The organism is Streptomyces endocoffeicus, from assembly GCF_016741935.1.
Taxonomy (GTDB): Bacteria; Actinomycetota; Actinomycetes; order Streptomycetales; family Streptomycetaceae; genus Streptomyces; species Streptomyces endocoffeicus.
This window is the reverse complement of sequence record NZ_JAERRG010000023.1, coordinates 137,030-146,696: the sequence shown is the minus strand read 5'-3', so window position 1 is coordinate 146,696 and position 9,667 is coordinate 137,030. Positions and strand designations below refer to the sequence as shown.

The following is a 9,667-nucleotide window of genomic DNA, read 5'->3' as shown; positions in this document are numbered from 1 at the left end:
GATGAGCAACCCCTTCGACGACGCGGACGCCATGTATCTGGTGCTGGTCAACGACGAGGGCCAGCACTCCCTGTGGCCGGTCTTCGCCGAGGTCCCGGCCGGCTGGACAGGCGTCCACGGCCCCGACGGGCGCCAGGCCTGCCTGGACCACATCAACGAGAACTGGACCGACATGCGCCCCAAGAGCCTGGTCGAGGCCATGGACTCGGCCACCTCCTGACGGCCCGCGAACCACCCCCCTCGCCCCACAAGAACACCCACCCGAGAAACACACCCTGAGGAGCACACCATGTCCGAAGCGCGTGAGCAGCACCTGGACGAGCTGCGCGAGATCGTCGCCGAGGTGCTCGAGGTCGAGCCGGAGGAGATCACCGAGACCGGTTCGTTCGCGGAGGAGCACGAGGCGGACTCGCTGCGGGCGATCGAGATCCTCGCCCGGATCGAGAAGAAGTACAAGATCGACATCCCGCAGTCCGAGCTGCCCCAGATGGAGAACCTCAAGGCCGTCTACGACGTCGTGGCCACGCAGGCCGGCTGGCAGGACTGAACCCTTCGCACACCACGGCGACGACGACGTCACGAGGGAAGAAAGCGGACCACCGACATGAATGCTCCAACAGCCCCGGACACCGGGGGCCGGCAGATGGCCTGGGCCGGATACACGGCCGCGGTACTGGCCGTCGGCTTCGGCCTGTTCAGCTTCTACTGGGCGGCCGGGGGCACCTTCGGCCTCGACACCCTGGGCGGCGCGATCCAGCGGATGGCGGAACGCCGGAACTCCGGCTTTATCGCGGTCGTCTGGATCACCGGCGCGCTCAAGGTGGCGGGCGGTCTGTTCTCGTTGTCGCTCGTCCGGCCGTGGGGCCGCGTCGTCCCCCGCCCGCTGATGCTTCTCGCGGGCTGGGGCGGCGCGGTGCTGCTGACCGTCTACGGCGCCTTGCAGGTCGGCAGCCTGCTGCTGGTGGCGACCGGTGTGCTCACTCCGTCCGACCCCGTCGAGTGGAAGCCGCTGCTGTGGCGCCTGTTCGTCTGGGACATGTCGTTCCTGGTGTGGGGAGTCCTGCTCTTCCTCGCCACCCGGACCTATGTCATGAACCATCCGCGGCGCCCGGAAAGGCGCGGAGGAAATTGATGTACGACAGCGCGCAGGACCTGGTCTTCGACCGTGTCTTCCTGCGGATCGATGGACTCGTCCCCGATATCCGGCTCCTGCTCAAGATCGAGGGTTTCAATCCGGCCGGTTCGATCAAACTCAAGACCGCCATCGGACTCGTCGAGGACGCCGAGCGGTGGAATCTGCTCAGACCCGGCGGCCACATCATCGAATCGTCCTCGGGCAACCTGGGAGTGGCGCTCGCCTCCGTGTGCGCCGCCAGGGGATACCGCTTCACCTGTGTCACCGACCCGAACACCTCGCCCCAGAACGCGGCCCTGATCCGGACCTTCGGGGCGACGGTGGTGGTCGTCGACAAGAAGGACGCCAACGGCGGATATCTGCAGTCGAGGATCGACTACATCCACGACCGGCTGCAGCAGGACCCCGCCCTGTTCTGGCCGAACCAGTACGCCAATGAGGCCAACCCCCGGATCCACCGGGACCGCACCGCCGCCGCCATCCTCGACGAGGTTCCCGAGGTCGACCACCTGTTCATCGGCGCCGGCACCACCGGCACCCTGATGGGCTGCGCGGCCCACTTCCGCGAACGCTCCCCGCACACCCGGATCGTCGCGGTGGACACCGCCGGATCCGTCACCTTCGGCTTCCCGCCCGGCAAGCGGCATCTCCCGGGGCTCGGCACCAGCCGCAAGCCCGAATTGTGCGACCCCCGGCTCGTCGACGACATCGTCATCGTCCCCGAGGCCGAGGCGGTCCGCATGTGCCGCACCATCGCCAGAAGCCGGGGCATCGCCACCGGCGCCTCCACCGGCTCGGTCCTGGCGGCCGTGGTGCGCAGGGGCCCGGCGCTGCCGCCCGGATCCACCGTGGTGGCCATCGCCCCCGACACCGGGGACCGCTACCTCAACACCATCTACAACGACGCCTGGGTCGAGGAACGCTTCGGACACCAGGCCCTGATCCCGGCGGGCGCGGACGACCATCCGGACGCCGACGGCTCACTGCTTCTGAAAGGCTGACATGTTCGACTTCCATGTCGTCAGCGGCGAAACCGCCCGCCGTGTGATCGGCCGCTCCCGGTCGCAAATCGTCGACCAGGTACGGGACACCTACCTCACCCATGACCTGGGTGACTCGGTCAATCCCAACAGCTACTTCCTGCGCTTCCCCGACAAGCCGGACAGCCGCATCATCGCCCTGCCCGCCTATCTGGGCGGTGCGCACTCGGTCGCCGGCATCAAGTGGATCGCCAGCTTCCCCGGCAATATCGAGCGTTCGGTGCCGCGCGCCTCGGCGGTCCTGCTGCTCAACGACTACGAGACCGGGTATCCGTTCGCCTGTCTCGAAGCCGCCCAGATCAGCGCCGCCCGCACTGCGGCCTCCGCCGTGCTCGCCGCCGAGACGCTGCACGGATCGCGGACCGTCCGGCGGCTCCTGGTGATCGGCGCCGGCATCATCGCCCGCAACATCCTGGAGTTCTTCACCGACCGCGACTGGCAGCTCGACGAGGTGCTGGTGCACGACCGGGACCCGCGCTACGCCGAATCGCTCACCGCGTATGCGTCCGGCACCCTCGGCCACCGTGCGAGCGTCGCCGCCGAGCGGGACAAGGCGATCGCGGAGGCCGATGTGGTGGTGCTCGCCACCACGGCAGGAGAGCCCTACATCACCAGGCCGGGCACCTTCGCCCCCGGTCAGATCGTCCTCAACATCTCCCTGCGGGACATCGACCCGGAGATCATCGCAGGCGCCTACAACATCCTGGACGACATCGACCACTGCCTCACCGCCAACACCTCGCCGCATCTGGCCGAGCAGAAGTTCGGCCACCGGGAGTTCATCAACGGCACCCTCGCGGATGTGATCCGCGCCCGCCGGAAGGTGGCCCCTGACCGGCCCGTCATCTTCTCGCCCTTCGGCCTCGGCGTGCTCGACCTCGCCGTCGGCGCGTTCGTGCACCGGGCCGCCCTGGAGGAGAACGAGGCCACCGCCATCAAGGGGTTCTTCGGCGAGACCACCCGCTGGTGAGCGCCCCCCGCTCGTGACCCGCCGTCCCGTACCACCCACTGACCCGTCTCCGGACCCGACCCACGAGGTAATTCCCATGTCCACACAACGCCGTGCCCTTGTCACCGGGGGATCGCGCGGTATCGGCGCGAGTGTCGCCCTCCGTCTCGCCCAGGACGGAATGGACGTCGCGTTCTGCTACCGCAGCGAGAAGGAGCGCGCCGAGGAGACCGCCGAGCGGATCCGCGAGCTGGGCGTGCGCTGCTTCCACGCGCCCTGTGACGTCGCGGACTTCGAGGCCGTGCAGTCCTTCATCAAGGAGGCCGAGGCCGACCTCGGCCCCATCGACACCCTCGTCAACTCGGCCGGCATCGTCCGCGACAACCCGCTGGTGCTGATGCCGGTGGAGGACTGGGACGCCGTCATCGACGCCAGCCTGACCGGTGTCTTCAACTTCTGCCGGTCGCTGGCGTTCGGCTTCATGAAGCGCAAGCGGGGCGTCATCGTCAACGTCTCCTCGGTGGCCGGCGTCTACGGCAACAAGGCACAGACGAACTACTCCGCCGCCAAGGCCGGTATCAACGGCATGAGCAAGGCGCTGGCCAAGGAGCTCGCCCCCTACGGCCTGCGGGTCAATGTCGTCGCCCCCGGGTTCATCGAGACCGACATGACCGCGGGCCTCACCGACAAGGTGCGCGCCCAGGCGATGGAACTGGTCCCCATGCGCCGCTTCGGCACCCCCGAGGACGTGGCCGAACTGGTGTCGTTCCTGGTGTCCGACCGGGCGGGCTACATCACCGGGCAGATCCTCCAGGTCGACGGGGGCATCGTCCTGTGAGCCGCCGGTTCGCCGCCCCGCTCACCGCGGTCGACACGGTGGACATCGTGGACGCCCCGGCCGGCGCGCGGGTGGAGGCGGTCAAGCGGATCGCCGGCGACGACCCGTATCTCGGCGGCCACTACCCGGACTTCACCATCTACCCGGGTGTGTTCACCCTCGAATCCGTCCACCAGGCCATCCGCCACTGGGCCACCGAACGGCACGGCCCCGGTGCGGTCGCCGAACTGGCCGCCATCACCTCGATCAGCTTCGCGGCCCCGCTCCTGCCCGGGGACACCCTGCGCATCGGCTGCGATCTGACGACACGCGACGACACACCCACGGCGGTGCGGGCCAAGGTGCGCTGCCACCGCGGCGACGGCGCCCTGTCCGCCCGGATGACCCTCGAACTGCGCATCGACCGGAGGGACGGCGATGACCACGCTTGAACACGCCGACATCCGGCGCATCCTGCCGCACCGCCACCCCGTTCTGCTCGTGGACCGCGTCCTGGACCTCGAACCCGGGGTACGCATCGTCGCCACCAAGACCGTGACCGGCAGCGAGCCCTGCTACGCCGGGCTGGAGGAGGACCTCCCCGCTTCCGCCTACGCCTATCCGGCCTCCCTGCTCGTCGAGTCGTTCGGCCAGACCGGCGCCGTGCTGTGGCTGTACTCGGCCACCACGTCCGGGGAGCGGCGCGAGGGCACCCTCATCTTCGGCTCGGCCCGCGATGTGACGATCACCGGCAGCGCCTACCCCGGCGATGTGCTGCGTCACACCGTGGAGATCGACCAGCTCATCGGCGACAACGCGTTCATGCGCGGCGAGACCTGGGTGGGCGACCGCCGCATCGCCACCCTCGGCTCGGTCCTCGCCGTCGTACGCGAAGGGCTCGCCGCCGGCACCGGCTCATGACCCTCCGCACGCTCCAAAGTCCCAGATTTGTGCCTGCCACCCCCCGTCCCCGCCAGATTCAGGAGAAAACCCATGTCCGAAGCGCGTGAGAAGCATCTGGACGAGCTGCGCGAGATCGTCGCCGAGGTGCTCGAGGTCGAGCCGGAGGAGATCACCGAGACCGGTTCGTTCGCGGAGGAGCACGAGGCGGACTCGCTGCGGGCGATCGAGATCCTGGCCCGGATCGAGAAGAAGTACAAGATCGACATCCCGCAGTCCGAGCTGCCCCGGATGGAGAACCTCAAGGCCATCTACGACGTCGTGGCCACGCAGGCCGGCTGGCAGGACTGATCAGCATGAACCGACGGGTCGTCATCACCGGGCTCGGCCCGGTCTCCAGCATCGGCACCGGTGTCACGGCGTTCGGCCAGGCCCTGCGCGCCGGCACCAGCGGCATCTCCGCCATCTCCAGCTTCGACTCCTCCGGCTTCCCGCACTACATGGCCGGTGAGGTTCCCGACTTCGACCCCAAGGCGCTGCTGCGCACCCTCTCCACCGCCGAGTGGGGCCGCACCAGCCTGTTCGCGGCCGCGGCGGCGCGGCTGGCCGTCGAGGACGCCGGAATCGACGAGAAGGTGCTCGCGGGCGCCGCCGCCGGCTCCAGCATCGGTACCACCAGCGGTGAGTCCCAGGTCATCGAGGCGCTCACCGCCGAGTGGGTGCACAGCGGACTGGCCGAGGTCACCCCGGCGTACGCGGCCCAGGTCCCGGCCTCCCGGCTGGCCGCCGCCGTCAACCAGGAACTCGGTCTCACCGGCGAGGCCGTGACCCTGTCCACCGCCTGCTCGGCCAGCAACTACGCACTCGGCTACGCCTACGACCAGATCGTCACCGGCGACGCCGACTACATGATCGCCGGTGGCGCGGACTCGGTGTGCCGCTGGGCGCACGCCGGCTTCTACCGGCTCGGCGCGCTCACCGAGAAGGTCTGCTCACCGTTCGACAAGGACCGCTCCGGCATCCTCACCGGCGAGGGCGGGGCCGCCCTCTTCCTGGAGACCCTGGAGTCCGCCACCGAACGCGGCGCCCACATCTACGCCGAGGTGCTCGGCTACGGCCTCAACTGCGACGCCAACCACATGGTCGCCCCCGACCCGGTGAGCATCGCCGCGTGCATGCGCCGGGCCCACCACAACGCCGGTATCACCCCCGCCGACGTCGACTACATCTGCGCCCACGGCACCGGCACCCCGGCCAACGACGCCATGGAGGCCCAGGCCGTCGTCGAGGTCTTCGGCACCCGGCCCCCGCCGATCAGCTCCATCAAGTCCATGCTCGGCCACACCATGGGCGCGGCCAGCGGATTCGGCGCCATCGCCTCCGCACTCGCCCTCGACGCGGGCTTCCTGCCCCCGACCACCAACTACCGCACCCCCGACCCCGAACTGCCCGCCATCGACCCCGTGCCGAACGAGAGCCGCCCGGCACAGCCCAAGGTCGTGCAGAACAACGGCTTCGCCTTCGGCGGCAACAACGCCATCACCATCCTCGGACGGGTCGCATGAACGCCACCGCCACCACCCCGGACACCACCGGCCACAGCGCCGTCCGCGAGAACACCCTGGCCATCACCGGCTGGGGCGTCGTCACCTCCCTGGCCATCGGCGCGGCCGAGTTCACCACCGCCATCGGCGAGGGCCGCAGCGGGCTGCGCGACGTCACCGGCATGTTCGACGAGGACCTGCCCGAGGACCAGGCGTTCGCCATGCCCGACTTCAGGGTGCGCGACCACCTCGGCCGCAAGGGCACCAGCTTCTTCGACCGCAGCACCTCCCTCGGTCTGCTGGGCTGCACGCTCGCCCTCGACGACACCGACCTGACCGTCACCGACGACAACCGCGACCGGTTCGGCATCGTCCTGGGCACCACCGCCGGCAGCGTCAAGGCCACCAGCGACTACAGCCGGGAAACCCTGGAGGGCGACCGGCCGTTCCTGGTCAACCCGGTGCTGTTCCCCAACACCGTGATGAACTGCGCCGCCGGCCAGTCCGCGATCTGGCTGGGGCTCAAGGGCGTCAACGCCACCGTCGCCGGCGGCCGGCTCGCCGGGCTGAGCGCCCTGCGCTACGCCCGCAACCAGATCCGGCGCGGCTACGCGGACGCCCTGCTCGTCGGCTCCGTCGAGGAGTTCAGCCCGCACACCGCCTGGTTCAGCCACCGCCAGCACTCCGCCGAGGAGGGCCGGGCCAAGGTCGGCGAGGGCTCCGCCGTCTTCGTCGTCGAGAACGCGGAGGCGGTACGCGCCCAGGGACGCACCCCCGACGCCGAGGTCCTGGCCGTCGAGGTCGGCACCTACGGCGCCCCGGGCCGGGAGCCCGACGCGGGAGCCGGGCTCGCCGACTGCATCGGCCGCGCCCTGAGCCGCGCCGGGGTGGAACCGGCCCAGGTGCGGGCGGTCGCCACCGGCGAGAGCGGAATCGCCCGCCTGGACGACATCGAGCGCCGTGGCATCGAGGCCGCGCTCGGCGCCGGGGTGTGGCGGGTGCGGGCCACGGAGTGGGTCGGCGAGTGCCAGAGCGCCTCCGGCTCGCTGCAGATCGCCGCCCTGCTGGCCGGCCACCGCGGCCACCCGGAGCTGGACGGCGCGGTGTCCGTGGTCACCTCGGTCTCTCCCGACGGCGGTGTCGGCGCGGCCGTACTGAGGGGGTGGCACCGTGCACGTGGCGATCACCGGAGCTGATCTGCTCACCTGCCACGGCGGCACCGACGCCACCTTCGCCGCCCTGGCGAAGGGCGTCGACGGCAGCCAGGACCTGCGGTTCTACGACACCGACCGCATCAACGTCACTCGTGGATACCACGTCGACGACACCGCCGACGACGAGGAAGAACTCCCGCTGCGGGCCGGGCGCTGGCTCGCCCGCTGCGTCCTCGGCGCGGTCCGCCAGGCCGGAGTGGACCCGGCCGCCGAGCGGGTGTCCGTCATCGTCGGCACCGGACTGCGCGAGCTGCGGGCCATGGAGCGCTGGGCCGTGGACGGGGTCCCGGTGCGCCGCCGGGATCTGCACTTCACCACCGCGGTGCGGGAGGTGCTGCCCGAGGTCACCGAGGTGATCACGGTGTCCAACGCCTGCTCCGCGTCCGGCCACGCCCTCGCGCTCGCCCAGGACCTGCTCGCGGCGGGCGAGGCCGACGCGGTCGTGGCGGCGGGCTGCGACGCGATGAGCGAATCCATGCTCACCATGATCGGGCGGGTCGCCGACGCCCCCACCCCCGCGCTCCGGCCCTTCCAGGAGGGACGCGCCGGAGTCCTGCTGGGCGAGGGCGCGGTCGCGGTGGTCCTGCGGCGGGCCGCCGACGCCGGGCCCGGCGCGCTCGCCACCGTCCTCGCCACCGGGCTCTCCTGCGACGCCCACCACGAGACCGCCCCGGACGTGGGCGGGATCGTCGAGGCCATGCGGGACGCCCACCGCCGCGCCGAGGTCACCCCGCACGACATCGGCCTGGTCCTCGCCCATGGCACCGGCACCGCGCTCAACGACCCGACCGAGGCCGCCGCCCTGGACACGGTCTTCGCCGGTGCCGCGCCGGGCCCGCTGGTGACCGGCATCAAGGGCGCCATCGGCCACACCTCCGGCAGCGCGGCGCTGATGAGCCTGCTCGTCGCCGCCTGGGCGATGCGCTCGGGCTCGGTGCCCGCCACGGCGGGGCTCGCCGAGCCCATCGAGGCGGCCGCCGGACTCCGGCTGGTCATCGGCGAACCCGCGCCCTGCGACGCCCGGGTGGCCCAGGTCAACGCCTTCGGATTCGGCGGAGTCAACGCCGTCAGCGTGATCGGGGTGGACCGATGACCATGAACCCCGGCGAGGTGACCGTCACCGCGCACACCCTCCATGTGCCCGACCCGATCGGTGGCTCCGTGGCGACCGCGGCGAGGGACCTCTTCTCCTCCGTGGCCCCGGAACCGGCCTGCGGCCCGGACCAGGCGCACACCGTACTGGGCCGCAAGGGGCTGCTGTTCAAGGAGGACGCGACCCGGCTGGCGCTGTGCGCGGTCCACCGCGCCTTCGGACTGCCCCCGGGCAAGCTCACCGAACCGCTCCCCGGAGCGGAGCACACCGCCGTCGTCGTCAGCTCCAACGTCGGCAACGCCCGGACCGTCCGCGACATCGTGGCCGGGATGCGGGCCGGCTCCGCCCACGACGTCTCCCCGCTGAACGGCCCCAACGCCTCCAGCAACGTGATCGCCAGTACCCTCGCCATCCGCTACGGCTTCACCGGGCCCAATCTGATGGTGTGCTCCGGCGCCACCTCCGGCCTGGACGCCGTCCGGCTGGGCGCCCTGCTGCTGCGCGGCGAGCGCGCCCGCCGGGTCGTGGTGGTCGGGGTGGAACCCGATGACGAGGTGGCCCGCGGACTGGCCGCCCTCCGCCCGGCCGTGCCCGGCACCACGGTGCCGGTCCCGCTCCGGGCGGCCGCCGCCTGCGTCGTACTGGAGCCCGGCGGGGCCGGACCGCGCCTGGGGACCGTACGCCGCCACACCCGGCCGGACGACATCGCCGGCGACCTCGCGCCGCCCGCCGCGCTCCGGCTCACCGCCCCCGGGGCTCCGGGGGCCGGCGGTGGCATCGACCTCACCCCGCATCTGGGGGAGGTCTACGGAGCGCTCGGCGTGGTCCAACTGGCCGTGGCCGCAGCCTGGTTGGACTCCGGACAGGCGTCCGGGCCGGGCGGGGCGCTGATCACCTGCGGCGACGGTGAGGACGGCTACGCCTCGGTGCGGCTCGACCCGGCGGACGTCCCCGCCCTCGCGGGAGGAGGCTGAC

Annotated in this window: 13 protein-coding genes; all 13 read left to right on the top strand. The window is 71.3% G+C overall.

Going from position 1 to position 9,667, the window contains the following annotated elements:
• The first annotated feature begins 1 nt into the window (after window position 1).
• Window positions 2–220: an MbtH family protein gene (locus JK364_RS40010; RefSeq protein ID WP_201856326.1), complete on the top strand. Its 219-nt coding sequence runs from the start codon at window positions 2–4 to the stop codon at window positions 218–220.
• Between the two features lie 69 nt (window positions 221–289).
• Window positions 290–547 (top strand): acyl carrier protein, encoded by a 258-nt coding sequence (locus JK364_RS40005; RefSeq protein ID WP_201856325.1) that lies wholly within the window; start codon window positions 290–292, stop codon window positions 545–547.
• Between the two features lie 57 nt (window positions 548–604).
• On the top strand, window positions 605–1,132 hold the full coding sequence (locus JK364_RS40000) for a DUF3995 domain-containing protein (RefSeq protein WP_201856324.1): 528 nt from the start codon (window positions 605–607) through the stop codon (window positions 1,130–1,132).
• The gene (gene sbnA / locus JK364_RS39995) at window positions 1,132–2,136 is read left to right on the top strand and encodes a 2,3-diaminopropionate biosynthesis protein SbnA (protein WP_201856323.1); all 1,005 of its coding nucleotides are present in this window, start codon (window positions 1,132–1,134) and stop codon (window positions 2,134–2,136) included. The genes JK364_RS40000 and sbnA overlap by 1 nt, the downstream gene beginning before the upstream one ends.
• Window position 2,137: 1 nt before the next feature.
• Window positions 2,138–3,145, top strand: a complete 1,008-nt coding sequence (sbnB, locus tag JK364_RS39990) for a 2,3-diaminopropionate biosynthesis protein SbnB (protein ID WP_201856322.1) — start codon at window positions 2,138–2,140, stop codon at window positions 3,143–3,145.
• Between the two features lie 76 nt (window positions 3,146–3,221).
• The gene (fabG, locus tag JK364_RS39985) at window positions 3,222–3,962 is read left to right on the top strand and encodes a 3-oxoacyl-[acyl-carrier-protein] reductase (protein WP_201856321.1); all 741 of its coding nucleotides are present in this window, start codon (window positions 3,222–3,224) and stop codon (window positions 3,960–3,962) included.
• Complete coding sequence (locus JK364_RS39980) at window positions 3,959–4,393, top strand: 3-hydroxyacyl-ACP dehydratase FabZ family protein (protein ID WP_201856320.1); 435 nt, start codon at window positions 3,959–3,961, stop codon at window positions 4,391–4,393. Before fabG ends, JK364_RS39980 begins: the two co-directional genes overlap by 4 nt.
• Window positions 4,380–4,862, top strand: a complete 483-nt coding sequence (locus JK364_RS39975) for a 3-hydroxyacyl-ACP dehydratase FabZ family protein (protein ID WP_201856319.1) — start codon at window positions 4,380–4,382, stop codon at window positions 4,860–4,862. The genes JK364_RS39980 and JK364_RS39975 overlap by 14 nt, the downstream gene beginning before the upstream one ends.
• Before the next feature lie 72 nt (window positions 4,863–4,934).
• Complete coding sequence (locus JK364_RS39970; RefSeq protein WP_201856318.1) at window positions 4,935–5,192, top strand: acyl carrier protein; 258 nt, start codon at window positions 4,935–4,937, stop codon at window positions 5,190–5,192.
• Window positions 5,193–5,197: 5 nt separating this feature from the next.
• Window positions 5,198–6,406: a beta-ketoacyl-[acyl-carrier-protein] synthase family protein gene (locus JK364_RS39965; protein WP_201856317.1), complete on the top strand. Its 1,209-nt coding sequence runs from the start codon at window positions 5,198–5,200 to the stop codon at window positions 6,404–6,406.
• Entirely contained in the window at window positions 6,403–7,581 is a 1,179-nt protein-coding gene (locus JK364_RS39960; RefSeq protein ID WP_201856316.1) for a beta-ketoacyl synthase N-terminal-like domain-containing protein, read from the top strand. The genes JK364_RS39965 and JK364_RS39960 overlap by 4 nt, the downstream gene beginning before the upstream one ends.
• Complete coding sequence (locus JK364_RS39955; RefSeq protein WP_201856315.1) at window positions 7,556–8,692, top strand: beta-ketoacyl synthase N-terminal-like domain-containing protein; 1,137 nt, start codon at window positions 7,556–7,558, stop codon at window positions 8,690–8,692. The genes JK364_RS39960 and JK364_RS39955 overlap by 26 nt, the downstream gene beginning before the upstream one ends.
• On the top strand, window positions 8,689–9,666 hold the full coding sequence (locus JK364_RS39950) for a beta-ketoacyl synthase N-terminal-like domain-containing protein (RefSeq protein ID WP_201856314.1): 978 nt from the start codon (window positions 8,689–8,691) through the stop codon (window positions 9,664–9,666). Before JK364_RS39955 ends, JK364_RS39950 begins: the two co-directional genes overlap by 4 nt.
• Window position 9,667 lies beyond the last annotated feature (1 nt).